We start from the raw sequence: 26,772 nt of genomic DNA, 5'->3' as shown, positions 1-26,772 counted from the left end.
CGATGCAAGCATCTTCCGTAAATGTCGAAACTCGTTCGACTTGCATGTATTAGGCACGCCGCCAGCGTTCATCCTGAGCCAGGATCAAACTCTCATATAAAAGTTTGAGTTAGACTCAATTTTAAATTCATTAACTAGCGAATTGACTTCGCAAATGTTCTTTGTAGATAACGACCGAAATCGCTATCGACCCTGCACATTTATCGAAACTTTGTTCAGTTTTCAAAGGTCTACCTTGTCGCAACAGCAACTTATACATAATATCATGTCAGCCAAAGGTAAGTCAATGATTATTTTCAAAAAATTGATCATCACTTGCTCGGTCACACGTACCTGTAAAGGTGTGCTATAAAACGCAACTTGAATAGTTTACCAAATCAAATCGACTGGCGCAAGTCTAATTTTACAAAAAAGTGGCGAAGTGACTAAGAAAATCCCAGTTCCGTTGACTAAATCCTATTAAAACAAAGCTGAGCGTCCTTCATGAATAATATAAAAACATCAAAAAATGATCCCGCCACCCACAAACAACCACCAAAACAAAACCGGTCTGACCCAAGCAACCGAATCCGTTCTGCACGTTTCGCCGAACATTATCAGAGCCATGTTGCTAAAGAAGGCGTCCCAAAATAGTATTATCCCGGTTAATACCGATCCGCCAGAATTCGCTAAACCTTTGGTGTGCACCGTCCAGAAACTAAAAAATCGCAAGTCAGTCCGCGACACCAATCAAATGATTGGCGTGCGACTGCACTTGCGATAGCAATGATGAGTTCGGTAATTTCCCAGTAAATCCAAGGGGGCTTCAATTCGATCCAGCCGGCCTAAAGACTGCTTGGCGAGGAATCAGTGGCGCTTGCCGCTAACTTTCGCTGACAATCGGGACAGATCCCATAGACCTCGATGTTGTTGCCGATGGTTTGATATCCGGTCAAATTCTCCGCCAGTCGCTCGATCTTGCCGAGGTCAGGGTAATAAACGTCCACCACTTGACCACAATTTTGACAAACCACGTGAAAATGGCGCACCTGGGCAAAGTCAAAGTGACCTGGCTCATTGCCATAGGTCAACTCTTGGATGATCCCCAAGCGTTTGAAGAGACGCAGATTGTTGTAGACTGTGGCGATACTGATGCCGCTGAAGTTATCCTGAATTTCACTAAAGATCGCTTCCGCGGTGGGATGACTCTTAGAGCTGACCAACAACCGAAGGATCGCTTCACGCCGCGGCGTGATCCGCACCTGTTGTTGCCGCAGCAACGCTAACGCTTCACGATATCGTTTCTCTGACATGTTGTTCACCTCGGACTTTCCGGTCACTCAAACTCAGTCGGCCTTGCTCGAACTACTGGACGACGAACTGCTGCTCGACGAACTACTAGAGCTACTACTGTCGCCGCTGCTTGAGCTACTACTTGAACTAGACTCACCTTCAGAATCAGCGGCGAGTTCAGGCGCGTCTGTCTTATAGAGATCCACCGTCGATTTCTGATCGTTTTGATAAAGAACACTGGTTTTCGCTTTCTTCTGGGTTTTCTTCAATTCGGCGAGCACCGTGCTGTACTTATAACTAAAGTCAGACGGATCCACTTTCTTGAAGCCCTTTGGCGTATAGAACCGTAACAGGTCGCCATTGATCACACTATCAGACAGCGATAGCTCTGTGGAAACATGGTTGGTCAACTGAGCCAGGACCTCTTTGATCTTCGGATCGGACTTCTTGACCACTTCGCCTGTTTTCGTGCTGTAATAAGTGCTCCCAACCTTAGTATACTCCGGTGTGACGAAATCGCCATTCCGAAAGGCTACGGTTTGATCGCGTTTATCCGCCAGCAGATCAGTCCCAAACTGGATATAGTCTTTATTCGATAAGCCCAACAGGTTCATCAACGTCGGTAAAACATCGATTTCACCGCCGTAAGTGTGATTGATCCCGCCAGTTAACCCAGCCATGTGAATCATGAAAGGCACTTTCTGGAACTGGGCATTGTCATAATCGGTGATTTTGTCCTTGCCCAGCAACTGCGCCACGGCTTTCCGGTGATTGGAGGAAATGCCATAGTGGTCGCCATAGAAAACGATCATACTGGTCTTATCCAAACCAGTTGCCTTCAACCAGTCCATAAACTCGCCGATCGCCTGATCCAAGTAACGGGCCGTCTGGACATACCCATCAACGGTTGAGTCACCTGTATCGGTTTTTTCGATGGTTTGATTCTTCTTGTCGAGACCATAAGGGTAGTGGTTCGTCACGGTAATCAACTTCGCGTAAAAAGGCTGCGGCAATTGCTCGATGTACTGGGCGGACTGCTGCAAGAAAATCTTGTCCTTCATCCCATAACCGATTTCATAGCCTTTCTTGACATCGTAGAAGCTCTTGCTGAAGTAGTAATCATAGCCCCATTTTTTATAGGTGTTATCCCGGTTCCAGAAACTGGCCACATCGCCGTGAAAAGCAGCGGTAGTGTACCCTTGTTCGTCCAGCATCGCCGGGGCGGCTTGCCAAGTGTTGCTGGTGCCGGCCGTGACCATGGCTGCTCCTTCAGGCAAACCGAACAGCGACGTTTCCAGCATCAATTCCGCGTCGGCGGTCTTGCCTTGCCCGACTTGGTGGAAGAAATTGTCGAAACTCAGGGTATTGTTATTGTGGTAGATCTTGTTGAGGACTGGGGTCACCTCTTCATCCTGCCACTTAAAGTCGATCATGAACTGCTGAAGACTCTCCAAGTGAATGACGAAGACGTTCTTACCTTTGGCGATTCCTGTATATTCAGGATTGCCAGGAACATAATTTTCTTTGATATAGTTCTGGACCGAAGTCAGATCACTGGCGTCTGCGTTAGCCCGAACCGCGCTGGTTTTCGCGGCTTTGACCGTGTCGTAGACCGCATAAGAGTTCAAGCCCAAATACTTGACGATATAGTTATTATCGAAAGTCCGTGTCAACAATCCAGAGCGATCGTTCTCCGCCATTGACAGGTTAAAGCCAAAGAAGAGCACCGCAAAGGCCGTCAAAGCACCGGCAACTAATTTCTTGATCGGGCGCACATCGACCTTGATCAGCCGAGTCGCCAACAAGATGATCAAAATCAAAAGATCCAAAAAGACCAGGAAGTCGGTCGGCTGAACAATGCCGACCACACTTTTGCCCAGATTATTTGAAGCCGCGCCACTTCCCTTGATCAAGGTTGAGGTTAGAAAATCTGAGAATTCGCGATAATAAAGGACATTGGCAAAAAGCCAAAAACTAGTCAGGAAATCGATGACCAGCAAAATGATATATGATTTACGCCCTTTGAAATATAGCGCGATCCCAAACAGTAATAACGTGGTGGGTAACGGATTCAATGCCAGCAACAAGTGCTGCATGCTCCCTTTGGAACCCAAATTGAACTTCGCTTGGTAGGCGTAGAAAGTCTTCGCCCAGAACAGCAGTACCGCTAACAGGAAGAACCCCCAGCGACTGTTCCAAAATGATCCAAGTTTCTTTGCGAAACGCTTCATGAAAATCCTCCGTACTCGCCTTAATTTCAGGCCATAATCTTAGCTCAGCAAACGCGCCGCCAACGACGCCGCTTGCTGCTATGGTTAAAGTGATCCCTGGCCTAAACACCCGCCAGTAATTTAGCGCGCCGCTAAACAAAGGGCAACTACCCGACCTGATCCAACTCGAGCGCCCGGTCTGACCAGAATCGTCAACCCAATAACTCAACACAGGAGATTGTACCAGAATAACCGCCGCTTCGCTTATTTCTCACTTAAAACGTAACTAATTCTTTAGGGAAAATCAATCTTTTTGTTCTGAAATTACGACCGAATCATCCAGACGTACCGGTCGCGCTTTGATCGCCACCGCTACGATCCCGAAAATAATACCCAAATAGAACGTGATGAAGCGCCACAGAAACATGCCTAAGATCAACGCTGTGGTATTGGGCACAAAAGCTGAGAATAACGTTTTGAAACTATATTCAGCCCCACCGGCACCGCCGGGGATCGGGAAAATCGAGGTAATCATGACGATCATCACGTGCATACTGAAGACCGTCAACATATTGACCCGCGGCACATTCAGCGCCAATAAAACAAAGTAAGGAATCAGGTAATAGGCGATCAGTTGCGCTAAGGTCAACAGGGACGCTTTCAGAACCTTTTTCTTCTCCCGTTTCAATTGTAAGCTTTCTTCATGGAAAGTTTCAATCTTTTGTAATGCTTTTATTTGCCATTGATCGATTTTTGGTCGTTTAAAGAGCCGTTTCAGCAGGGCAAACAGCTTGATGGTCGTGTTTTTGGTGAAACGATAATAAAACATCACCATCAGCAACATCCCAATGGTAAAAATATGGATCACAAAGCCGAAAGTGATCAATAAGGCCAGACCGTTGAACTGACCAACGACTTGGCGGAACCCAACGATCATGGTCAGAATGAAGTTAAAGAGAACCACAACTTGATAGATAATGAATTTCATTAGGAGAACAGAACTAGCGCGCCCGCCTTCGTAGCCCATTTGCAGGAGCGCCACCAATTGCGCTGGTTGGCCGCCGGAGGAAAACGGGGTCACGGCGTTGAAGACAGCCTCGATCGGCGGGATCCGCAATAAATTGATGAAGGGTTGCCGCGGCTCGCCCTGACGATGGAGGAGCGCCCCCACCACAAATGCTTCTAAAACGATTGACAATAACATGAGGCCAACTGCAACGATCAGCCAGCCCCATTTCAAATTGTTCAACCCATGGATCACTTGATGATAATCAATGTCCTTGCTTTCGTGCCAGAAAATAAAGACACCCAGCAAGATCATCAACCCTAAAACGATTTTATGTTTCCGATTCATGAGGTCCACCTATCTGTTGACACACTTGGTCCCAACGATTTTGCTACCTGCTAACGCGCGCCTGATCCTGGTAGAACCGGGACCAGATCGCCGCTAAATGTTCTGGTGAATATTCGTGCGCCGTCGAAACCGCCAATTGACGATAGCGCTCATAATAATCCGGATCGGTTTCAAACTGGCGCAAGGCCACATTAAATCCGGCCAAATCATCGGCGCCGGCATAAGCGCCGGCAATGATCGCCTCATACAAGGTCAAGTTGCGCAACAAAACCGGGGTCCCACAGCTAAAGGCCTCCAGCACTGACATGGGAAAGAGCTCATCGTATGACGGCAGAAAGAATAAGTCGGCCAGATTCAAATAGTCGGCGATCTCTGCCCGTTGAACGATCCCGGTAAAGCGTAAGTTCGCTGGCGGATCATCAATGATTTTCTTGAAACGATCGTACCCATCGGTCATCTTCCCAAAGGAAAAGCCCCCCGCCCAAATAAATTGAACCTGGGGATTCTGCTGGGCCAACTTGACGAAATCATCCACGCCTTTACGTTGCTGCACCTGGCCCGACCCAAAAACGACAAAGCGGTCGGCTGGCACTTGATATTGCTGCCGCAACGCCTTCTTGGCGGCAGCGTCACGATTGGGGAACGCCACCGGTGAAACAAAGTTGGGAATATAACTGATTTTCTCCCGCGGGATCCCATAGGCCATAATTTTAGGAATGAAGCTAGGATTGACCACCACCAAATGATCCATGCGTTTGTAGAACTTGATCATGTAGGCATAGAACACCTTTTTGGCGAAACCCGGCAATTGCAGTGAGCCTTCGATCGTTTCCGGCAAGAAGTGGACATAGCCGATTTTGCGACCACGTTTCTTGGAAAAAGTCGACAAGAAAAATTGAGGATCGATCGTGTGATAGTGGGTCACATCCGCCCGTCCCCAATGATTGATCGTTACTTCGAATTGGTCACTCAGACGTTCGCGTAACAGGCGGATCAACTCCAAATAAGCGCTGCCGACACCTTGGCCGGCGACTTTATCCGCTGACGAGAACATGTTGATATGGATCATAGACGCTCTTCACTCCGTTCGGAAACATGACCGGTCACACTTAACCGGTTCAAATTCATCAGATGATAATTATCGGTGGCGTCCTGATAAAACGCCATCACTTGATCGCCGAAATGATCCGCTGAAATATTATAAAGCTTACGTTGCCGCGGCTCGGGATCCAAGAAAGCATGGGGATGACACAAATAATTACTGATTTGCAATTTCATTTCGTTTAGATCCCGAAAAGTCGTGCCAATATCCGGGCTGTCAAATAAATCATCGGTGTATTCGCCACTGCGAACCACGCATTTCAGTCCCGCCGCCATGGCTTCAATATAAGTCAACCCTTGCGACTCGGTATCACTGGCCGAAACAAACAGATCAGCCAACTGGTAGTATGGGGCGATCTGGTCATGATTGATTTCACCAACGAAATCCACCGCGCTGGCAACCCCTAAGGACGTCGCCAACGTTTCCAGATCCTCGCGACCAGGGCCGTCACCGACAACCAAGAAGCGCAAATCGGGAAAGTCGGCCAATAATGCCGGTAACATCTGCAAAATTTGATCGATTTTCTTCTCAGGCGCCACCCGACTCAGTGACATCAGCACCGGCGTATCCTCGTTATAATTCAGCGCGGTCCGCAACTGAGCCACGTCTTGCGGATGCGCTTGATCCAACGCGCGAATATCGACACCAGTAGGAATAACGCGGATCGGGATCTTGATCCCATAACGCCGTAAAGTTTCGGTGACCCGTTCGCTCGGCGCCACCACCCCATCCATATGAGTCACAAACCCGCGAATGAACTGTTTGACATGATAAGGGCGCAATAATTTCCCATTCATCACGTAATGCAAATAATCCTCGTACATCGTGTGATATGTATGAACACAAGGGATTTTTAAATTTTTCGCGACAAACTTACCGATCCAGCCCATGGAAAATTCAGTTTGCGTATGAACGAGATCCAAATCTAATTCTTTCGCCACTTCCAATGCGTGGAAAACACCGCGCACCGCGATCCGCCGATCCGTAAAAGAAATAAACGGCACACTGGCAAAGCGAAACACATTTGGCTCGACTTCTTCAGGATCGACACCAGGATCAGTGGTCGTAAAAATATAAACGTGATGCCCTTTCCGTTCCAAATCCTCTTTTAACGTGCGGATCGATGTGGCCACACCACTTACTTGAGGAAAATAAGTATCGGTAAACATACCAATATTCAAAATCCTTCCCCCTCTCGAACTAACTGACACCAATTATAAAGATTCCTAAAACCCAATGCAATAACAAAGCCTATTCTAACAATACTGTAAGCTTTTAAAAACCGCCTAAAGTCGGGTTTTTCTCTCAGACCGCTTGCCCTGACCCGCTTAGCCGCCTTAACCTTTCCGGCACCGCCCCACCACCAAAAAAGCACCCAAGTCAATCTGACTTGGATACTTTGACTTGGATACTTTGGCTTCAGCCGCTATCGGCGAATCTGGACTAACTGGGTGATCTTTTGACCCATCAATTGCCCATGAAGTGACTCATCATATTCATAATATTCGACTGTTGCAGCATGGTGCCCAATAACATCCGGCTGACAATGCCTAGAATCACCGTCGTCAACACCACCGTGATCAAAATCAAATAAAAGCGCTGACCACCGGCTTGGCCTTGACTATTGACCCACAATGAACCCACAAAGGCCACATCAAGCAAGATCAACGGCGCCACGATCAGAAAGGCCAAGAAAGTTGACGGTGTGATCACCAATGATAACACAAAGCCAACGATCGACGTATAAACCGCTAAACTGATCGGCATGAACAATTGGTTGACCGCCGTTAGAAAACTGGTGGTCTGTCTTAGCGCCAAATGTTGATAAGCCCACAGCGCCAAAACCCGAATCACGAAGACCAAAAGCACTAAAATCAAAATGAACCAAAAGCCCATCAACGAACTCTTGAGTTGAAGATTCAGATTCAGCCCCATGAGATTCAAATTCATCATTAAGAGATTGACCAGTTTACTGGCAAAACGGGCCAAAGCCAAACTGGTAAAGACGGCGATCAAACCAAGGTTGATCAACCCGTCCCAATTACCTGTAGGCGCTTCTAAGTGCGGATGAATCACGCTATTGTTCAAAGAGCGGCAGTACGCTTTAATGAACGCCCACGTTGGTGAAGGCTGAACATCAATATATTCGTCATCCTCGTCAGCGTCGGGTTCCTGAGCCGCAGCCGCTTCTTTGGCGTGATCAGCGCTGGCCGGCGCGGTCGGTTCACGATCAGAACCGGCTTCTGAACCGACGCCGGAACCTTCATCAGAGCCTTTATCGGAATCCGCACTGGAATCCACCGCACCTGGCTGACCAGCAGTTGACACGTTTGTAACTGGCTCGACCGGCTCTGACTCCGGCGTGGCAGCAGCTTGCGAAGCCGTCGCCGCGGGCACTTCATCTTTGCTAGACGTCGGTTGCGCTTGTGTCAATTGATAACCACAATGCGGGCAAAACTCCGTGGCAGTCGCGGGCAATTCCTGACCACAATTTGGGCATTTTTCCATAAGTAGTTCCCTCCACATGACGCCGAATCAAAGAATTGACCTAGCGTCATAACTGATTTCGTTACTTCTAGTATGCGCATTCAAGCCTTAAAGTGCAATTATTTCCAACGATTTTACCGATTCTTTTTGGAGAAGATTCCTGCAAAGCGCCAGTTGCCGCAGCGAAAACCCACCGACTTAGCCCGGCTGACTCAGTTCCAGCCAGCACAGTCAGCGCTAACAAAAAAGCCGAAACCAAGTTTGCCTTGATTTCGACCGATTATTCTTGCTGATCTTGTTCCTGGCTGTGAATCACCAAGGTGTCGATCATTCCGCGCACATGATCATCCGACAGCCGGTAGACCCGCGTTTTGCCGATCTTTTCCGAGTTGACCAAATCACACTCACGCAAAATCGCCAGCTGGTGGGAAATCGCCGATTGGGACAACCCCACTGCTTCCTCCAATTGGCGGACATTCATTTCTTGCTCATCCAAACTTAAAATAATCCGCAACCGCGTTTCATTACTGAGGATGTGAAAGATTTTTTGAACTTTTTGAAGTAGCCGATCATCATCGATCAGCTTGTTATCTTGACTCATTTTTTGGGCCCCTTTGATCGTCGCAACACTAGTCATCTTGTGCTATTTACCAAACGCTTATCTATTATACATGATTTTACCGATTTCTGGCAAAAAGCGCAAAGAAAAAGTTAGTTTGTGTGTGCGACGAGGGCAAAGGTAGCTTGGCCGCGGCACTAGACAGATAAAAGTAGGTTGGCCGCGGCTTGCGCTGCGAAATTCGGGGTGAGCTCGCTGTGGGCGTCACTTTGAGCTTCGCAAAGTGCGCGAATCTCAAAGCTGAGCCTTGTCCTAAGCGGCAGAGCCGCCAAGGACAATTTCACGGCGATCTCACCCCGAATTTCTCCGCTCGAGCCGCTCAACGTTTTAACAGCCGTTTGAGCACTCACGCCGACTGACAAGCTGTTGCCAATTGATGGGTAGCCACGCAATTGACGACCGTGGTTAGTGATTGCAATCCTTGAATTGGTGACACCAGTACAGTCTGTCTGATGAACTGAGGCAAGTTCTTGATGAGCTGGCTAAATCAGCCGGTCTCAACCCAAGGATTGTTTATGGAACGGATAAAGATGTTCAGCCTAGGTAAACTGTACCAACCAACAAATCCAAATCCGTTGGCATTGCAGTACCACCTCAAAAGCGGGCAATTGTTTGACCTCTAGCTCGCAAAACCACTTCGTCAGATACCCAACTTCAATTGCAGATAAGCTCAATTCTGCCTAGCAACCGCCTCAGGACGTGTGGCTCAGCGGTAAAATTGTCCTTTGCGGCTTTGCCGCTTATGACAAGGCTCGATTTGAAGACAAGCCGCCGGTTTTGCGGATTGGCTTCAAACGATGCTCACTGCGTTCCAGCCACGACAAACGTCCTGAGACGGTTGCGTTCCCACCTAAACTCACCACACCTGCAATTAGGCGAAAGATCAAGAACGGCATCTCGGCTTCCAGAATTAGTTGACATTGCCATACCACCCAAAAAGCGGGCAATTGTTTGACCTCTAGCTCGCAAAAGAACTTCGTCAGATACCCAACTTCAATTGCAGATAAGCTCAATTCTGCCTAGCAACCGGCTCAGGACGTATGGCTCAGCGGTGAGATTATTCTTAGCGATTTATCGCTTAGAATAAGGCCTGATTTTGAGACAAGCCGCTGGATTTGCGGATTGGCTCAAAACAGTGCCCACTGCGTTCCAGCCACGACAAACGTCCTGAGGCGGTTGCGTCCACACCTAAACCCACCACGCCTGAAATTAAGCAAAAAAATCAAGAACGGAGTCTAAGTTTCCATAATCCGTTGGCATTGCCGTGCCACCAAAAAAGTGTGATGGCTTTGACCATCACACTTGCAAAAGAACTTCGTCAAATCCTTCACCACGATTGCAGATAAGCTCAATTCTGTCTAGCAACCGGCTGGGACTGCGCGGCTCAGTGGTGAAATTGTCCTTGGCGGCTCTGCCGCTTAGGACAAGGCCTGATTTTGAGACAAGCCGCGATCTTTGCGGATTGGCTCAAAACAGCGCCCACCACGTTCCAGTCCGCATCAGCAGTCCCAGCCGGTTGCGCTCACGCGCAAAACCCAACCACACCCGCAATTAAGCAAGAGATCAGAATAGGAATCCGTCACTCCCAATAAAATTCAACCGTTGCCCGCTCAGGCCTTGATCCGCGATGGGATCAACAGCCGCAAGCCATTAAGAATCACAACTAGCGTGCTGCCTTCATGGGCGATCACGCCTAAAGCAATATCCATTTGGCCCATGAAATTAAGTGTGACCAGCAATAAAACCACGATCATTGAGAAGATCATATTTTGATAGACAACACGGTTGAGCCGTTTAGAAGTTCGGTGGGCATAGCTTAGTTTCGACAGGTCGTTTTGCATCAAGACCACATCCGCTACATCGATCGCGACATCGGTGCCGTCGCCCATCGCGATGCCGACATCTGCCTTAACTAAGGCAGGCGCATCGTTGACGCCGTCGCCAACCATGCCGACCAGGCCATATTGGGCTTTCTGTTGCGCAATGATGCTGGACTTATCCTCGGGCAAAACGTTGGCGACGACGGAATCGATTTGGAGCTGTTGAGCGACCGCCTGTCCGGTCGCCTGCCCATCGCCGGTGATCATGGTTGTGTGCACGTGTTGCCGTTTGAAATAAGCAATCGCCGCTTGCGAGTTCTGATTTGGCACGTCCATCAAAGCTAGCAACCCGACGACCTGATGATTTTGCGCCAGGTAAACCACGGTTTTGCCGGCTTGGGCCAATTGCGCTTGCCGCTGGCTGATAGTTGCGCTAACCGTTGGAAAAACGCTGGGTTTCGCGATTTGATAAGTAACTTGTTGATAGGTGGCAGTCAAGCCTTCGCCGACTTGATTGCTGGCGCTGATCGGTAAAGCGGGAACTTGATCAGCGAACTTGGTCACGATTGCTGTCGCCAAGGGGTGATTAGCGCTTTTTTCCATCGCGGTGACCACAGCCAACAGGTGTTGCTGCTCTGGTTCTGTCAGCCCGAAGAACTCGGCGTCGGTGACGACTGGTTTCCCAGCAGTCAGGGTGCCAGTTTTGTCGAAGCAGATTGCTTGCAGGTCACTAAGGTTAGCCAAGTAGGCCCCACCTTTAAATAGGACGCCCTTCTTAGCCAAATTGGAAATACCCGATAAGGTGGCCGGCACAGCGCTGGCCGCTAAAGCGCAGGGAGATGCGGAGATCAGAAAGACCATCCCCCGATATAAACTCAACGACCAAGACCAACCGAGCAATAACGCGCCGGCAAGAATAACCAAGGGGAATAAATACAAAACAGTTTGAACATAAATCGGCTCGATTTTCTTGATCTTCGTGGCCGCTTTCGTCAAATTATTCTGCGACTGATCAACCAGCTGCAGAATCTTAGCGAAGACGGTTTCACTACTATCCTTAGTCACTGTCATCAGAAAAGTGCCATTGCCATTGATCGTACTTCCGAAAACTTCATCCCCCACGGTCTTCTCTTTAGGGATACTTTCACCAGTGATCGACGCTTCATCAATTGCGGTGGTCCCGCTAAGAATCCGACCATCCGTGGGAACTTGGCCGCCATTGAGAACTTGCACCTGATCACCGATCGCTAGTTCCGCCACGGGCACAATTTTGGTGGTGCCATCGGCCTGGACAAGTCGCGCTTCAGTCGGATTCATTTTCAGTAGTTTGGTGATTTCACGTTTACTTTTGCCTTCCGCGTATTCCTCGAGGAAGTGGGCGCCAGCAAAAATCAAGATCAACAAGGCCGCTTCTTCGAAACTGCCAATTAAAATGGCGCCGACCGCGGCTAAGGTCATTAGGATGTGGATGTTGGGCGCGAACCGTTTTTGGCGGCGGGAGTCGCTGATGGTTTCACCGAAGCCCTCTAACATGACATGATAACCCGCGGTCAAAGTAGCCAGCACGAAGCCGATATCATTGAGCCAAGGGCTGGGCGTCTTGATCAGCCAGGCCCCCAAGAATAGGACAAGGCCTAACAGATAAAGCCGTAATGCGGTTTTTTCATGATTGCGATCAGCTTGTTCCTGATTGATTTTAATTTTTTGACCAGGGTGTTGCGTTGAATTCTGTTTTTGATCGCAGCTTGCAGCGCGCTCATTGGATTGATTGATTTGCATAGTTGCAGTCTCCTTCATATGTTGTTTAGTTCATATGAAAATTATTGCATACGTTATCCGAAAATGCAAGCCTTTTACAACTAAAATCAAAAATAAAAGTAAGCGGTTAAGTTCCTGAAAAATCAGGCTTTATCGCTTACTTTTTGTTAGAGCTGGGCTGGCGTTGACGCCTGGCTATGCGACGCTGCCCAAGCTATATTTCAACGCGATTGCCGTTACTAGCGCCAAAATCAAGGTGCTGATAATATATGGCCACGTGATCGCCGCGGTAAACCAACCGCAGCTGACCATCAAGATCGTGGCAATGAGGTCCAGGCAAATCATTTCTAGGACGGCGCGACTGGGACCGGGATGCCAACGATGATCGGTCCGCCGCGTGATCAGAATCGTCAATAACGCGCTGCTGATCAGGAAGAGGAACATCACACTGCTTAATTGCGGTTCACTTAACCCGGTTCGTTGCCACAAAAGCATGAAGAAAATCAAACCCTCAGCCACCCAGACAAAGGCCAATTTGCCCGCGCGCCCTAGCAAGCGCCGTAAGTCCCACTGCTCGGGTAATGAATTGGCGCGGGTGTGATCTGTTCCCAAGACTAAGGTCACCAAATCGTTCATGATCACGATAAAGACAATCAGATTGAGTGAAACCGGGAAAAAGCCCGTCAGCAAATACCCCAAAGTCAACAACGTGGCCAACTGGGCCGTTCGGGATAATTTCGTCAGGGTCCACGTCAACATCCGCTGATAGACCCGATGGCCACTGGCAACGATCGCGCTAACATCGGTCAAGCGGTCTTCGGTCAACACGACGCTAGCCGATTTCTTGGCAATCGCCGTCGCCGTGCTGACCGCGACCCCCACATTGGCCTGTTTCAATGCGGGACCATCGTTGACGCCATCACCCAACATACCTACCGTGTGGCCCTGTTGTTGGAGCATTTTAACCAGGCTCAACTTATCCTCAGGCAACATATTGGCAACTCCCGCCCCCTGTTGCCAATCGAAATCAGCCAGGATCGCGTCATCATGTTGGTCAAAAATCGGACCGGTCAAACCAACTTGCCGGGCGATCGTTCGCGCGGTGGCCGGAGTATCCCCCGTCACCATCAAAATCTTCAGCCCTTGTTGCTGTAACTCCTCTAACGCCGCGACCGATCCAGGCGCAATGGTGCTCGCCAATTCCAACAAGGCCAACAAGCGCGTGTGCGTACCCGAATGCTCAATCAAGACTAACACAGTTGAACCGGCTTGGGACCAAGTTGAGATCGTCTGCGTCACCACCGCCGGCTGGGCTAGTTCCACGGCGGGATTCAGCAACGTGGTACTGCCGAGTAAATAGCTGACCCGTTGCCCGTCGGCGCCGGTAACATCAGCTTGGGCATAGCGATGATCCGGCGCAAAGGGTTGCAATTCAACCTGCGGCCACACGGGGACTTCGGCGGCCAACACTGCCTTGATCAAGGCGCGGCTGACCTGATCATTGGCCCCATAATCAGTAGTTGCCGCCACTGCCGTCAAAACATCCTGCTGCTTAAAGTCGTAAAAGGGTACCACCGACCGCAAACTTAATTCAGCCTTCGTCAGCGTGCCGGTTTTATCCACCAAGAGAATATCCAGCGCCGCCGCTTCCTGGATCGCGGTCAATCCGGTCACCAGAATGTGTTGCTGGGCCAATTGTTTGGCTTCCACCGCGTTGGCCACCGTAAAACTCGCCGGCATCGAAATCGGGATCGTCGCGATGATCAGGATCACTAGAAATGGAAACAGCTGGCCCAAAGACAAGTGCTCCCAGTGGGCGTTGAACAATAATAACACCGCCAGAAAGGCATCCAGCGCTGCCAAATATCGCACCACCTGCAAAAGCAACTTTTGCAAATGCCCCGGCGCCTCTGAAGTCTTGATCAGGTCAATGGTTTTGCCGTAACGACTTTGGGCGCCAACCGCAGTAAGTTCAACGATTGCCTCGCCTTGGCGAACGACACTACCCGCGAAAACAACTGCTCCCTTGGCCTTTTCTTGAGGCTGACTCTCCCCGGTCAAAGCGGCCTCATCCAAGTTCATGCCCCCTAGCAGCACCGTAGCATCAGCCGTTAAGACGTCACCAACACGGACATGGACAATATCGCCACAGACGAGATCCTGGGCGTCCAACCATTGCCAGCTCCCCTGCTGCAAAGTCCGGACCTGCAACTGAACCTGTTCGCGCACCAATTGCAATTCCCGTTTGGACTTAGTTGCCATGATTTCCCCGTCAATAGCTGAGAAGAGTAACAGCACTAGGACAAAAATAGCCTGAACCTGTTTTCCTAGAACGAACTCACAAATCATCGCCGCTTCCAGTAACCAAGCCGTAGGATTCCAGAGCCGCATCAAGACACCATGGCCAAACGTCGGCTCATGAAAGGCCAATTTATTTTGCCCCAAGCGCTGCCGCTGCGCCGCCACAGCCGTGGGATCAAGCCCCGAACCCAAGTATTGCTGTTCCAATTGTGATACCACCATCCCAATCTCCCCCCTCGATACAAACCAGAGTGCGAGCCAACCCGGGTAGCTTCTGAGCATTAACCTAGCTAGGATTTTGGAGGCAGATCTTTGCCTCCAGAAGCCTAGCGTAGTTAAGCGGAGGAAGCTGGGCTGGCGAGCACGTTTCAACCCAGAGTGCAAACCGACCCGGGTAGTGCTTGAGCATTAGCCTAGTAACTGTTTTGGGAGATGAACTTTGCTCCCAGAACAGTTACGTAGCTAAGCGGAAAGCACTGGGTCGGTGAGCACGTTTCAACCCAGAGTGCGGAGCGCAACGGGTTGGCTTCGAGCATTAGCCTAGCAAAGGTTTTGGAAGCCGCTTTTGCTTCCGGAACATTTACGTAGCTAAGCACAGAAGCCAGTTGCGCGCAACAATCCAACAAATAAGGCGCCTATTAAACCTAGCCTTCGCTAGCATTTAATAGGCGCCATCACTTGAACAAGTTACGGGAGCACCATCCCGGTAATCAATCGTTATTTTTATTATAGAAGCAAATAGGAATCGCGGATAATAATTTGCTTGAGAAACCGGCGATTTCTGGGCTAGACAAGCACCAAGTTAGCGTCCGAATTGCCCCAGTAGCCCAGTAGCAGACCTGTTAGCCTTGGAGAATATTCGCCAAGACTTCAGTAAACGCCGGGTCATCGTTGAACGTTGGCAAATAAGTAAAGACTTCGCCGCCATTTTCTAGGAAATAGGCCCGGTTCTCAATGTCGATTTCATGGATCGTTTCCAAACAATCCGCGACAAATCCCGGCGCGACCACCAGAATCTTTTTGACGCCTTGACTTGGTAGGGCCTTGAGCGTGGTGTCCGTCGCTGGCGTTAACCATTCATCGGGACCAAACCGTGACTGGAAGGTCTGATAGTAGGGAAAATCGCCGACCCGCGCCATGATCCCCGCCGTGGTCGCCTGGCATTCTTCCGGGTAAGGATCACCATCTTGCACATATGAAACCGGAATCCCATGGTAGGAAAAGAGGAGACCATCATATTCGGCCTGAGCCAAACTGGCCTTGATCCGATTGGCGAAGTAATCCAAATACGCCGGTTGATCAAAAAAGGAATGGACAAAACGCAGATCGATGATTCGATCGCTTTTGCGGAAGAAACCCATCACTTCGTCGAAAATCGAAACCACGGTAGTGCCTGAATATTGGGGATACAAGGGAATCACGGTCAGATCCGTTACCCCATGTTGCAGCAGGCGCGTCAGCGTATCGGGAATCAACGGATCGCTGTAGGACATGGCCAATTCCACGCAAGCCTCAGGAAAACGTGCTTGCAGTAGGCGCTGTTGCTCCCGCCCATAAATCACCAGTGGCGACCCTGCCGTTTGCCAGATTTGTTGATAAAGCGCCGCCGATTTCGCTGGCCGCTTTTGCAAGATCACGCCTTTGAGAATTGGCAACCAGATCGCCCGGGGTGTTTTGATCACTCGCGGATCGGACAGGAAGCGTGCCAAATATGTTTTGACCTCTGGCGCCGCTGGTTTTGCCGGCGAACCCAGATTGATCAGGAGAATTCCTTGTTTGCGCATGATTGCCTCCAGAGCAGATTGATTTGTCGAAAAAACTCAATAACCACGCAAAATAAAATAGATGACATAGACCCAACTGAACAAGCCATGAATCACCGCCCAGATAATACTATGCCATTTAACATAGGAAATAATCATCGCCAGCACGCAGCCGAAACTGACGCCGTCACGAACCACTCGTTGCTTTTCCATCTCGTCACATCCTATTTTTTCTTTATTATAACAGGTTTAGGATCCACAGGGTGGTTTGCTGAAAATAAACGATCGCGAGACCAGCGCCGCCAATCAGCAAAATGCGCCGGCGCATTTACCTCAGCCATTTTTTCCGGTATAATTAAGAGCTATTGGTTTTAACCGACCAGTGGTGACACCCCGTTCAAGCCTCATTGACGCGAACCGGCGACAAATCAATCCGGTTGGCGTATGCAATTACCCAATGGCGTCGTTTATCAAAGAAGGAGTTTATATTCATGAAGCTGCTCGCCAGCGATTTTGATGGTACCTTATATTTCTATCCAGAAGATCCCCACATTCGCACCCGCGACTTGGCCGCGATCAAGAATTTCCAACAAGCCGGCAACGTTTTCGGTATTTGTACCGGTCGGGACTTTGATTCAATTCATATTCTGACTAAAGACTTTCTGGATTTCGATTTCTATATTTTGGACAATGGGAGCGTCATTCTCAACCATGAGCGCGAAGTTATCGCCCAATTTGATCTCCAACTAGCGACGATCAAGCAAGTGCTCCACCATTTCGCAACCTTGGAAAGCATGGTGGTCACGGATCGGACAATTTACGCCTACCACAATACCCGCCAATGGGAAAGTGATAACATCACGTTGATCACGGACCCCGAAGCGTTGAGCGAACCCACCGCCCACCGCGTGTCCTTCCATTTAGAGTCAGAAGAACACGCCGCCGCAGTCACGCAGGAGCTCAATCAGTTAGGCCTGCCGATCCGAGGCTTTCAAAATGGCACGGAGATCGATTGTGTCAACTGGCAAACCTCCAAGGGCAAGGCTTTGAAAATCATTCAAGACTACTACGGCCTCGCTGATCCCGACGTCGGTTGTATCGGCGACTCCTACAACGACCTCCCGATGCTGGACGTCTGCGCCAATGGCTTCACCTTCACGAACAGCCCGCAAATCGTCCGCGACCATGCCAAATATATGGTCACCAGCATCGACCAGGCAATCGATCAACTAACCGCGCGCAAAGCCGCTCAGGCCGCCATTTAATCAGTCAGTTCAATTGCGCCCAGCGCCAACGGATTTCGTGCTTGGCAAAAACCACGCAAGACTAGACCGCCTGATCACAGTGCGTCACCGACAATTTACAGCTAACTAAAACACGCCTGATGCGGAGCAGAACGCCTCCCAGAATCACGCGTGTTTTTTTCGCTCAAAATAACGGCCGTAAAAATTAGGCTAGCCCAGCTGAAATTCAGCTCGCAACAAGGCATGGTCAGATAGCGGCGTAGTCTCAACTTGCCACAGTTGCAATTGCGGCCCATTCGTGAACAGGATATTGTCGATGGCCCGCGTCCGCATGGCCGGATCGTCATCTTGAAAAGTGGCCTGCCAGTGGCCCGCGGCGCCATTGGTCAATTGCCATGGTCCCTTAAAATCAGCCCATTCAGTGACCCGCTGATCTGTATTGAAGTCACCGGTGATCAGTAGCGGCTGTCGGCGCCGAATGACTGGTGCCAGCTCCTGTTGCAATTGCTGCATTTGCTGTTGGCGTAACGCTGGCGTCTCGAAACTCAAATGCGTGTTGACTACCGTCAGCTCTATCCCAGGACCCATCCGCAACTGCGCCATTTGCAAGATCCGGGGCTCCGCGCCTTTAGCCCGATAATGAATCACCCGCCGCGCCTGTAACGGCCAGCGTGACAGCAGCGCCAGCCCGTATTCACCACCCATCAGCGGAAAAATCGGTGCGAAAAAGGCCTGCCAGCCCAAATACTCCGCCAATTCCTCGGCGACTGCGTGGGGACAACGCGAAGTCTGCCGATCAACCTCCTGCAACCCGATCAGATCCAGTCCCTGTTGCTGAATCAACCCGGCCAGCGCTGGTAAATCTGGTCCCAAGCCTGACGCGATATTCCAAGTACCACTTTTCAATAACATTTTTAGCCTTGCCACCTTGAACTGACTCTCAATTGAAGTCTGTTTTGAAGTCTCTTTAGATTGTGTTGCTGCTTACAGATTACGTTGCTATCGACGCCGATTGCACCCGGACGAATTGGTGCTGGTCATTTTCGCGCTAATCGAAACTCTGATGCTTGGTCTGCCGCAGATCATGACTGGTGCTGGCCGGATACTTGACCGCGTTTTTGCGCAATTTCTCGGCAATGATCGCGTCCACATCCAAATCTAAATTATCCGCCAACATATAAGAATAAATCAAAACATCGGCCAATTCTTCCCGCAAACGCTCCGGCTTCTCCTTCGCCTCCGCCGATGTTTTCCATTGAAACAGTTCTAGCAACTCACTGGCTTCTAGAGAAATGGAAATGGCCAAATCCTTCTCATTATGGAATTGGCGCCAATGTCGCTCGTCGCGGAACTGATTGATTTTTGCCATGCTATCTTGCGTTGTCATGATGATTGCTCCTTTGGGTTGCTTAATTCAGCTGATACCACCAGTAAGTATAGCATCTTCCCCCGGCGAAAGAACGCCGCGGCTTGCTTTCTTCGATGAAAACCTGCTTATTCCCTAGCGCAGAAAACCTGCACCAATTCCCGGGTCAAACGGTTCACATTGGCTAACGTCCGTTGCCGGTCTATTGCGTCCGCTAAGGAGACCGGCGCCGCCTGAATGCAAAAACAACCTAACGTCAGGCGCTCCATGATCCCAATATCCGCCGAGCGAGCGCCACATAAGGCTAAAACGGGCACGTGATGGCGCTCCGCCAACCGCGCCACGCCGTAAGGAACCTTGCCCGTCAGCGTTTGCGCATCGATCCGGCCTTCCCCGGTAATGACCAGATCCGCCGTAGACAACGCGGCTTCCAATCCGGTCAAGCTGGCCAAAGTAGTCAAGCCACCGGACAAGCTGCCACCCAAGAGCGCGATCATCCCGCCTAAACCACCAGCGGCGCCACTTCCAGCCAGCTGATCCAAGTCGAATTGGTCGGCAGTAACGACCTGCTGCCGCAGCGCCGTGGCCTGCTGATCTAGCTCCCGAATCGTTTGTGGACTGGCGCCTTTCTGCGTCGCGTAAACCTTGGCAAAGCCTGTCGAACCGGAAAACAAGGCCTGAACATCAGGTAACCCAACTAGCCGCACCCCGGCCAGTCGCCTGCGCGCCGCCGCCAGTAACGTTAAATCCAGTGGCGCCGACTGCAAGAGCGGATTGGCCACGAAGGTTGTTTCCGGACTAGCCAACAAACCCGCTAACAGCCCCAAACCACCATCAGAAGTTGCGCTGCCACCCAGGGCAATCATGATTTGCTGGACCACGGGCCGGCGCCTTAAAACAATCCTGATCAACTCGCCTAAGCCAAACGATGAGGCTCGCCGCGCGTTGGCATCGCTCACCGCCGTGATCATGTTGAGCCCCAGCACTTGGGCCGCCTCGATCACGGCCGTTGTTTCACCAGCAAGATCCGTCAGTAAATACGGAACGCAAATTTTACGTCCTAACGGATCAGCGACCAGCGCGGTTTCAAGTCGACCGCCTAAGGCCTGCTGCACCACGGCCAAACTCCCCTCGCCGCCATCCGCGATAGGGATGCTGACCGTGTCGATTTCTTTGGGTAACCCCGCTAAGGCAGCCTGATTGAGTTCCGCCGAAGTTGCACAGCCTTTGAATGAATCAATTGCCGCGACAATTTTCATTTTTTCACCCTTTTCTACTTAGGACAGACTTGCGGACGATTGATTGGCGCCGGCTTGTTCAGCCGCTGCCAATTTCTGATCATACAATTTGAAAAACGGATAGTAGATCACGACGGAAACAGCCAAATTGACCAACGCGAGCAGCGCAGCGGGAAAATTCCCACTAGTTCCCAGCCAAGCGCCCACGCCCACCGGCAAGATCCAGGCGATGCTGGAACTGACTTGGGCGACCAAACCGATCTTGATGGCAAAATATGCCAACGATGCGGTCACGACCGGATTGAGAATAAAAGGTATGATCAGATAGGGATTATAGACGATCGGCGCCCCAAAGATAACAGGCTCATTGATATTGAAGATTCCTGGCAACAAGGCGGTCCGCCCCAAAACCCGTAGCTGTTGCGACTTGGCCGCGAAGTTCATTAAGAGAACCAGTCCTAATGTGCCACCAGCGCCGCCAATAAAAACCCACATATTGATGAAATCCCCAGCGAAAATATTGTGACCGCCCTTGATGTTTTCCGTCAAGGCCACCAACAAGATTGGATTGACGAAGCTGTTTTTGACAATAGCCGTCCCATGGACCCCCACGATCCAGAGGAGATGGATCAGCAACAAGATCACCACCATCCCCAGCCAGGATCCAGTTAGATTCTTGACAAATGCAAACGGCGCCGACAACAGTTGATGCAGATCGGTTCCCGCCAGGCCAAGTCCAAGATTGATGAGGATCATCACGATGGCGATCAAAATCGAAGGGATCAATGAGGCAAACGACCGACTGACCCCGTCTGGGACCCCAGCAGGCATTTTGATTGTTACCTGATGATTGATACACCAGCGATAAATCTGGACCACCAAGATGCCCGTAATGATCGCGATGAAAATACCGACCCCGCCGAAGCGGCTGAGCCAACCACCGGAAAACATGACACCAGAAACAGTTCCCGCGCCCGCCGTGATCGTCGTTGTTTTCGTGGCGGCCGTCCCCTTAACGAAGGCCACCGAAGGAATCGTCATCAAGAACGCCATTAACGCTAAGATCGCGCCCGTGAAACTATTCAATTGTTCCTCACCACTACGCCGATATTCCTCCACGTAATAATAGCCCACCGCCAAGGCATAATAGATCGCGATCGAACCTAACGTCATCGTACTGGCGACCATATAGAAGCCGCTGAAGCGTAAGATCGTGCGTTGAAAGAAAGCCGCCGCGAAGGGAAAAATCTGAGGCAGATTGTTGATGATCAAGAAAATTGAAGCCACAATCGTAAACGGTACCGCCGTCAGTCCCGCATTCATGATCCCCCGAATCACTTTTGTATTCGCCACTTTATTCAATGGCGGTAATAAGCGCTGCTCTAAGAAATTAAAAAACTTTTGCATCTGACCCACTCCTTTTCTCACCTTAGCAACAAGCTGAGTCCCCAATTTGTAACTTCATTATAGAAAAGTAAGCCTGGTGCTGTCCACCGATTGCAATTTCGCGCTTTGCTTTTTGTATCTTGACCGTCACTGCCACGTTGTGGTGCTGGGTAAGATTACTTGCCTGGTGAACTAAATCTAGTCTGCTTGAGAAAGTCGCAGAGTAGATTGTCCGCAGTTTGCGCTGCGCGTGGCGTTGGTGGATTGCAGATGTGGTGGGGCTCCAGGTCGGGCTGGGGGTGGTGGAACGCGGCGGGCACGATTTTGAGCTTTTCGGAAGTGCGCCGAAAATCTCAAAACTCGGCCTTATTGTAGGCGATAAATCGCCAACAATAATATCGCGGCTGACTCACCCCCAGCCCGACCTTCCGCCAACTAGTAAACAGCCCACCAACGCCAGAGTGTGAACCGACCTGGTCAGCTTCTGAGCATTAGCCTAGCAACTATTTTGGAGGCCGGTCTATGACTCCAGAATAGTTGCGTAGCTAAGCGGAAGAAGCTAGGTCGGCGAACACGTTTCAACGCCACGCTCCACTCCAAAAGTGGACGATTGTTTTGCCCTCTCGCTTGCAAAAGCACTTCGTCAGATAAACGCTTTCGATTGCAGATAAGCCCAATTCTGTTCAGCAACCGGCTGGGACTGCGCGGCTCTAATCAGAATGAGAGCCGACCTGGTCAGCTTCTGAGCATTAGCCTAACGATGGATTTGGAAGCCGCACTTTGCTTCCGGAGCCATTGGGTAGCTAAGCACAGAAGTCAGTTGCGCGGAGCACGTTTCCAGTCCGCATCAGCAGTCCCAGCCGGTTGCGCTCACGCGCAACACCCACCAAAACCTGCAATCAAACGAAGTAGTAATATAGAAGCCCTACTTTTCAAATCAACTCAAAGCACTTGCGGTACGGCCAGTTTTAAACGAACCGGCCCTACTTTATCCAGAACCGTCATGCTATACTGAACCAGTAACCAAAGAGTGTGAGCCAACCCGGGTAGCTTCTGCGCATTAACCTAGCCAGGATTTTGGAGGCGGGTCTTGGCCTTCGGAAGCCTGGCTTAGTTAAGCGCAAGAAGCTGGGGTGGCGAACACGTTTCAAGACAGAGTGTGAGCCACCCCCGGGTAGTGCTCGAGCATAGCCTAGCAATTGTTTTGGAAGCCGCACTTCGCTTCCGGAACAATTGCGTAGCTAAGCGAAAAGCACTAGGGTGGCGAACACGTTTCAGAAGGAGTCCTTTAAAAAAATGAAATTATTGGCAAGCGATTTTGACAACACCTTATATTTTAACGAAACACCTGCTTTTCATCCGGAAGATCTGGCGGCGATTCACCGTTTTCAAGCGGCGGGTAACCTGTTTGGCATCTGTACCGGACGCAATTTGACGGCGATCACTGACGCCACGGCGGGGTTGATCGACTTTGACTTCTTCATTCTGAATAACGGGAGTGTGATTCTCGATCGTACCCAAAAAGTTTGCTACCAAGAAGATATTCCCACCGAACTTGCCATCAAAGTGATGCGGCATTTCGACCACTTGGCTAGTTTTGCCATGGTCGATCAGGGTATCTACCAATATCACTTCGATCACGCGTGGCCAGGTAGCGGCGTGCGCTTGATCGAAGACCTCCACGAAATTCGAGAAAGTGGTGTCCATAATTTCTCATTCCACCTCGATAGCGTTGAAGAAACGCGCCGGATCACCAACGAGATCAATCAGTTAGGCCTGCCCATCACGGCCTTTCAAAATGTGATCGACATCGACGTCGTGGCGCAAGGAAATTCTAAGGGACGCGCGCTGAAGTTGGTTCAACAGCAGTATCAGATCGCGGATTCAGATCTGGCGTGCATCGGTGATTCTTACAATGACCTGCCCATGCTCACCGCCAGCGACCAAAGTTTCACCTTCAATGACAGTCCGGCCAGTGTGCGCCAGGCCGCGACTTATACAGTGGCTAGTTTGGCTCAGGCGGTAGCTGAGCTTCTACGCCAACAAAATGACCAAGCTGTTGGTCAATGAAAAAAATGAGCGCTAACGGCGGCTTCTTGCGTGGGAACGCGCCAGCAAACTCGGAACGGAGTCAGTCATGTTTAAAGAATATGGGGCATTGAGCACCCAAGTTTATCAAATTACGAAACCCATCGGTCGCGCTGAATGGTGATCTGGCCTTCTACGCCCAACAACTGGCGGATTGTTGCGGCAGGATCCTTGAAGCAGGCGTTGGTACGGGACGGATGCTGATCCCCTTGCTGCAAAAAGGCCTTCAAGTTGACGGGATCGACCTTTCGACGGAGATGCTGGATCAATGTCGAGAGAACTTACAAGCGGCCGGCCTGACCGCTGACCTTTTCCACCAAGATCTGACTCACCTCCAACTAGACCGAACTTATCAGGCGATCATCATGCCCACAGGCAGTTTTGACCTTTTGCCAAAAGCGCAGATCTTGTCAGTATTGCAAGGCTTTTATCAACATTTAGCGCCGGATGGGTTCTTGCTATTTGATACGGCCCTGCCTAGCGACTTCAAGCCCGGCGAGGTGACCGTCGATAGTTTTCCCCTGGATCAACAGCGGGGGATCTTGTTCACCAGCACCAGCGAACAATTTGACTGGCATCACCAGAAAGTCAGTTACAGTCATCGCTACGAGCTCTTGGATCAAGGCCAAGTTGTCCAATCAGAACTGTCCCATTTCGTCTTGTACTGGTACGGTCCCACGGAAATGCGCCTGCTTCTGGAAAAGGCTGGCTTTCAAACCATTACGCAACAAACCGGTTATGGTCAAGACCCCACCAGCGATTTGCTGACCTTCCGCGCGCAACGGGCTTAGCAGATGTTTTGATGACCACCCTAAAGTTAGAAAAAGATCCTGCCCGCAGCAAGCTTGCGGACAGGATCTTTTGTATGCTTCTTAACAATTATTACCGTTCAAAAAGACGAGCACGCTAAACTGATGGCGCCAATTCCGCCAAACGCGCTTGGACTTGAGGGTTCGCGCGGAACTCGTCGTAGGTGGTCTCCGCCCGGTCAATCACCCCATTGGCGCTCAGATAGATCAACCGATTAGCGACTGTTTGGATAAACTGGTGGTCATGGGACGCAAAGCAAATCGCGCCTTGATAGTCGATCAACCCATCGTTCAACGCCGTGATTGATTCCAGATCCAAATGATTGGTTGGATCGTCCAACAGCAGCACGTTGGCTTTGAGCAGCATCATTTTCGACAACATCACTCGCACCTTCTCGCCACCAGACAACACATTAACTGATTTCAAAACGTCATCGCCGGAGAAAAGCATCCGCCCGAGAAAGCCGCGCAAGAATGTATTGTCGTCTTCACCCTTTTCCGCGAATTGCCGGAGCCAATCCAGAATCGACGTCTCTTCATCAAAAATAGCAGTGAAGTCTTTCGGCAAATAGGCGGTGCTAGTGGTCACACCCCAGCGGACCGTTCCCGAATCCGGCGTTAATTCGCCGGTGAGTACTTTGAATAACGTTGTCGTGACCATGTCGTTGTCCGCCAAGAAGGCAACTTTATCGTCTTTATTCAGGATAAAGCTGACATGATCCAAGACCTTTTTCCCAGCGACCGTTACGGACAGATCATCGACTTGTAACAAATCGTTCCCGATCTCCCGATTAGGCACAAACTTAATGAAAGGATAGCGCCGCGAACTTGGTTGAATGTCGTCTAAGGTAATCTTATCCAACATTTTCTTCCGTGAGGTCGCTTGTTTCGACTTGGAAGCGTTCGCCGAGAAACGGGCGATAAACGCTTGCAACTCTTTGATCTTCTCTTCTTTTTTGGCATTCTGATCCTGCATCAGCTTCTGCGCCAATTGCGATGATTCCAACCAGAAATCGTAGTTGCCCACATAAAGTTGGATGCGACTGAAATCCAGGTCGGCCATGTGGGTACAAACTTTGTTGAGGAAGTGGCGGTCATGAGAAACCACGATGACCGTATTTTCGAAATTGATCAGAAACTCTTCCAGCCAATCGATCGACGCCACGTCCAAGCCGTTGGTCGGCTCGTCCAATAACAGCACATCCGGTTTGCCAAACAGCGCCTGCGCCAACAAAACCTTGATTTTCTGTCCTTCCGTCAAGGTCGCCATTTTCTCTTGGTGAAAGCTTTCCGGTAAATTCAACCCTTGCAATAATTGGGAGGCTTCACTTTCCGCTTCCCAACCACCGATCTCACCAAATTCCGCTTCCAACTCCGCCGCGCGAATGCCGTCCGCCTCGTCGAAATCAGGCTTCATGTAAATGGCATCCTTCTCCTGCATGATCCGATACAGATCGGTATGGCCCATGATGACCGTTTCCAAGACCGTATTGTCCTCGTAATCAAAGTGATTTTGCCGTAAAGTCGCCAAGCGCTCGTTGGGATCCAGCGTGACTGTACCTGTAGACGGTTGGATCTCGCCCGATAGCACTTTCAAAAAGGTTGATTTGCCGGCGCCATTAGCCCCGATCAGCCCATAGCAATTGCCGGAAGTGAACTTAATATTGACATCTTGAAAAAGTTTGCGGTCCGCAAAGTGCAGACTCACATCGCTTACAGTAATCAATCGTTATCCTCATTTCTTGTTAGTAGTCCCATGAATTATACCGATTAATCCGGCGGGAAGCAAGGCATCGCGGGAAAATGACCGGCAAGAATCTCTGTCTTGCCACCAAAAAGTAGCACCGATTGCTAAACAACATTATCGTGGTTCGTGAGTCCGTTCTGATGGCTATCCGCATTTGAGCGACTTGAGCATCAAGTTTTGATCCTGCAATTGCTGGATTCAGCCATGC

The 26,772-nt window shown here is 50.3% G+C and carries 21 protein-coding genes and 1 rRNA gene; 4 read left to right on the top strand and 18 right to left on the bottom strand.

All coding sequences use genetic code 11. The features are described from left to right. The 9 genes from ACYVSB_RS07130 to ACYVSB_RS07090 form a co-directional block, all read right to left on the bottom strand. Nucleotides 1-100 (bottom strand): 16S ribosomal RNA (locus ACYVSB_RS07130); the annotation flags it as partial. A gap of 724 nt (nt 101-824) precedes the next feature. Next, the gene (locus tag ACYVSB_RS07125; protein ID WP_461218908.1) at nt 825-1,292 is read right to left on the bottom strand and encodes a Fur family transcriptional regulator; all 468 of its coding nucleotides are present in this window, start codon (nt 1,290-1,292) and stop codon (nt 825-827) included. A 33-nt stretch (nt 1,293-1,325) separates the two neighbouring features. Next, a complete protein-coding gene (locus tag ACYVSB_RS07120) occupies nt 1,326-3,503 on the bottom strand; it encodes an LTA synthase family protein (protein ID WP_461218907.1) in 2,178 nt (725 codons plus the stop codon). 283 nt (nt 3,504-3,786) lie between these two features. Beyond that, complete coding sequence (locus ACYVSB_RS07115; protein WP_461218906.1) at nt 3,787-4,836, bottom strand: lysylphosphatidylglycerol synthase transmembrane domain-containing protein; 1,050 nt, start codon at nt 4,834-4,836, stop codon at nt 3,787-3,789. Nucleotides 4,837-4,879: 43 nt separating this feature from the next. Further along, nucleotides 4,880-5,905 (bottom strand): glycosyltransferase family 4 protein, encoded by a 1,026-nt coding sequence (locus ACYVSB_RS07110; protein ID WP_461218905.1) that lies wholly within the window; start codon nt 5,903-5,905, stop codon nt 4,880-4,882. After that, nucleotides 5,902-7,119 (bottom strand): glycosyltransferase family 4 protein, encoded by a 1,218-nt coding sequence (locus ACYVSB_RS07105; protein WP_461218904.1) that lies wholly within the window; start codon nt 7,117-7,119, stop codon nt 5,902-5,904. Before ACYVSB_RS07105 ends, ACYVSB_RS07110 begins: the two co-directional genes overlap by 4 nt. Before the next feature lie 286 nt (nt 7,120-7,405). Next, complete coding sequence (locus ACYVSB_RS07100) at nt 7,406-8,446, bottom strand: zinc ribbon domain-containing protein (protein WP_461218903.1); 1,041 nt, start codon at nt 8,444-8,446, stop codon at nt 7,406-7,408. Between the two features lie 259 nt (nt 8,447-8,705). Then, nucleotides 8,706-9,026: an ArsR/SmtB family transcription factor gene (locus ACYVSB_RS07095; protein ID WP_164511227.1), complete on the bottom strand. Its 321-nt coding sequence runs from the start codon at nt 9,024-9,026 to the stop codon at nt 8,706-8,708. 155 nt (nt 9,027-9,181) lie between these two features. Continuing rightward, nucleotides 9,182-9,436 (bottom strand): hypothetical protein, encoded by a 255-nt coding sequence (locus tag ACYVSB_RS07090; protein WP_461218902.1) that lies wholly within the window; start codon nt 9,434-9,436, stop codon nt 9,182-9,184. 944 nt (nt 9,437-10,380) lie between these two features. On the opposite strand from ACYVSB_RS07090, the gene ACYVSB_RS07085 reads away from it, so the two are divergent. Continuing rightward, the gene (locus ACYVSB_RS07085; protein WP_461218901.1) at nt 10,381-10,599 is read left to right on the top strand and encodes a hypothetical protein; all 219 of its coding nucleotides are present in this window, start codon (nt 10,381-10,383) and stop codon (nt 10,597-10,599) included. 55 nt (nt 10,600-10,654) lie between these two features. Here the strand turns inward: ACYVSB_RS07085 and ACYVSB_RS07080 are convergent, their stop codons facing one another. The 4 genes from ACYVSB_RS07080 to ACYVSB_RS07065 all read right to left on the bottom strand — a co-directional run bounded on the left by ACYVSB_RS07080 (nt 10,655) and on the right by ACYVSB_RS07065 (nt 16,899). Beyond that, nucleotides 10,655-12,643 (bottom strand): heavy metal translocating P-type ATPase, encoded by a 1,989-nt coding sequence (locus ACYVSB_RS07080; protein WP_461218900.1) that lies wholly within the window; start codon nt 12,641-12,643, stop codon nt 10,655-10,657. Between the two features lie 174 nt (nt 12,644-12,817). Further along, complete coding sequence (locus ACYVSB_RS07075; RefSeq protein ID WP_461218899.1) at nt 12,818-15,145, bottom strand: HAD-IC family P-type ATPase; 2,328 nt, start codon at nt 15,143-15,145, stop codon at nt 12,818-12,820. A 620-nt stretch (nt 15,146-15,765) separates the two neighbouring features. Continuing rightward, nucleotides 15,766-16,707: a ferrochelatase gene (gene hemH, locus ACYVSB_RS07070; protein ID WP_461218898.1), complete on the bottom strand. Its 942-nt coding sequence runs from the start codon at nt 16,705-16,707 to the stop codon at nt 15,766-15,768. 36 nt (nt 16,708-16,743) lie between these two features. Further along, nucleotides 16,744-16,899 carry a hypothetical protein gene (locus tag ACYVSB_RS07065; RefSeq protein ID WP_461218897.1) on the bottom strand — a complete coding sequence of 52 codons (156 nt, stop codon included), beginning with the start codon at nt 16,897-16,899 and terminating at the stop codon, nt 16,744-16,746. A 278-nt stretch (nt 16,900-17,177) separates the two neighbouring features. On the opposite strand from ACYVSB_RS07065, the gene ACYVSB_RS07060 reads away from it, so the two are divergent. Beyond that, nucleotides 17,178-17,951 carry an HAD family hydrolase gene (locus ACYVSB_RS07060; RefSeq protein ID WP_461218896.1) on the top strand — a complete coding sequence of 258 codons (774 nt, stop codon included), beginning with the start codon at nt 17,178-17,180 and terminating at the stop codon, nt 17,949-17,951. Between the two features lie 189 nt (nt 17,952-18,140). On the opposite strand, the gene ACYVSB_RS07055 is transcribed toward ACYVSB_RS07060, so the two are convergent. The 4 genes from ACYVSB_RS07055 to celB form a co-directional block, all read right to left on the bottom strand. Beyond that, nucleotides 18,141-18,842 (bottom strand): endonuclease/exonuclease/phosphatase family protein, encoded by a 702-nt coding sequence (locus tag ACYVSB_RS07055; protein WP_461218895.1) that lies wholly within the window; start codon nt 18,840-18,842, stop codon nt 18,141-18,143. A 136-nt stretch (nt 18,843-18,978) separates the two neighbouring features. Further along, nucleotides 18,979-19,317: a nucleotide pyrophosphohydrolase gene (locus tag ACYVSB_RS07050; protein WP_125602065.1), complete on the bottom strand. Its 339-nt coding sequence runs from the start codon at nt 19,315-19,317 to the stop codon at nt 18,979-18,981. Between the two features lie 107 nt (nt 19,318-19,424). After that, nucleotides 19,425-20,555, bottom strand: coding sequence for a glycerate kinase (locus ACYVSB_RS07045; RefSeq protein ID WP_125602068.1), 1,131 nt, complete (start codon nt 20,553-20,555; stop codon nt 19,425-19,427). Nucleotides 20,556-20,573: 18 nt separating this feature from the next. Continuing rightward, a complete protein-coding gene (gene celB / locus ACYVSB_RS07040; protein ID WP_461218894.1) occupies nt 20,574-21,941 on the bottom strand; it encodes a PTS cellobiose transporter subunit IIC in 1,368 nt (455 codons plus the stop codon). 1,275 nt (nt 21,942-23,216) lie between these two features. Here celB and ACYVSB_RS07035 point away from each other — a divergent pair. Together ACYVSB_RS07035 and ACYVSB_RS07030 are read left to right on the top strand one after the other, a co-directional pair. Next, a complete protein-coding gene (locus ACYVSB_RS07035; protein WP_125598671.1) occupies nt 23,217-23,990 on the top strand; it encodes an HAD family hydrolase in 774 nt (257 codons plus the stop codon). A 104-nt stretch (nt 23,991-24,094) separates the two neighbouring features. Then, nucleotides 24,095-24,799, top strand: coding sequence for a class I SAM-dependent methyltransferase (locus ACYVSB_RS07030; RefSeq protein ID WP_461218915.1), 705 nt, complete (start codon nt 24,095-24,097; stop codon nt 24,797-24,799). A gap of 115 nt (nt 24,800-24,914) precedes the next feature. Here the strand turns inward: ACYVSB_RS07030 and ACYVSB_RS07025 are convergent, their stop codons facing one another. Then, entirely contained in the window at nt 24,915-26,543 is a 1,629-nt protein-coding gene (locus tag ACYVSB_RS07025) for an ABC-F family ATP-binding cassette domain-containing protein (RefSeq protein WP_461218893.1), read from the bottom strand. Nucleotides 26,544-26,772 lie beyond the last annotated feature (229 nt).

The sequence above is a fragment of the Lapidilactobacillus salsurivasis genome (genome assembly GCF_054785215.1).
Note: the sequence above shows the minus strand (reverse complement) of the source record. Positions and strands in the feature narration are given on the sequence as shown.

Coding starts and splice junctions, on each gene's coding strand:
- ACYVSB_RS07065 (WP_461218897.1), bottom strand. CDS start 16,899: ATGGAAAAGCAACGAGTGGTTCGTGACGGCGTCAGTTTCGGCTGCGTG.
- ACYVSB_RS07125 (WP_461218908.1), bottom strand. CDS start 1,292: ATGTCAGAGAAACGATATCGTGAAGCGTTAGCGTTGCTGCGGCAACAA.
- ACYVSB_RS07095 (WP_164511227.1), bottom strand. CDS start 9,026: ATGAGTCAAGATAACAAGCTGATCGATGATGATCGGCTACTTCAAAAA.
- ACYVSB_RS07110 (WP_461218905.1), bottom strand. CDS start 5,905: ATGATCCATATCAACATGTTCTCGTCAGCGGATAAAGTCGCCGGCCAA.
- ACYVSB_RS07120 (WP_461218907.1), bottom strand. CDS start 3,503: ATGAAGCGTTTCGCAAAGAAACTTGGATCATTTTGGAACAGTCGCTGG.
- ACYVSB_RS07035 (WP_125598671.1), top strand. CDS start 23,217: ATGAAATTATTGGCAAGCGATTTTGACAACACCTTATATTTTAACGAA.
- celB (WP_461218894.1), bottom strand. CDS start 21,941: ATGCAAAAGTTTTTTAATTTCTTAGAGCAGCGCTTATTACCGCCATTG.
- ACYVSB_RS07080 (WP_461218900.1), bottom strand. CDS start 12,643: ATGCAAATCAATCAATCCAATGAGCGCGCTGCAAGCTGCGATCAAAAA.
- ACYVSB_RS07075 (WP_461218899.1), bottom strand. CDS start 15,145: ATGGTGGTATCACAATTGGAACAGCAATACTTGGGTTCGGGGCTTGAT.
- ACYVSB_RS07060 (WP_461218896.1), top strand. CDS start 17,178: ATGAAGCTGCTCGCCAGCGATTTTGATGGTACCTTATATTTCTATCCA.
- hemH (WP_461218898.1), bottom strand. CDS start 16,707: ATGCGCAAACAAGGAATTCTCCTGATCAATCTGGGTTCGCCGGCAAAA.
- ACYVSB_RS07050 (WP_125602065.1), bottom strand. CDS start 19,317: ATGACAACGCAAGATAGCATGGCAAAAATCAATCAGTTCCGCGACGAG.
- ACYVSB_RS07045 (WP_125602068.1), bottom strand. CDS start 20,555: ATGAAAATTGTCGCGGCAATTGATTCATTCAAAGGCTGTGCAACTTCG.
- ACYVSB_RS07055 (WP_461218895.1), bottom strand. CDS start 18,842: ATGTTATTGAAAAGTGGTACTTGGAATATCGCGTCAGGCTTGGGACCA.
- ACYVSB_RS07100 (WP_461218903.1), bottom strand. CDS start 8,446: ATGGAAAAATGCCCAAATTGTGGTCAGGAATTGCCCGCGACTGCCACG.
- ACYVSB_RS07115 (WP_461218906.1), bottom strand. CDS start 4,836: ATGAATCGGAAACATAAAATCGTTTTAGGGTTGATGATCTTGCTGGGT.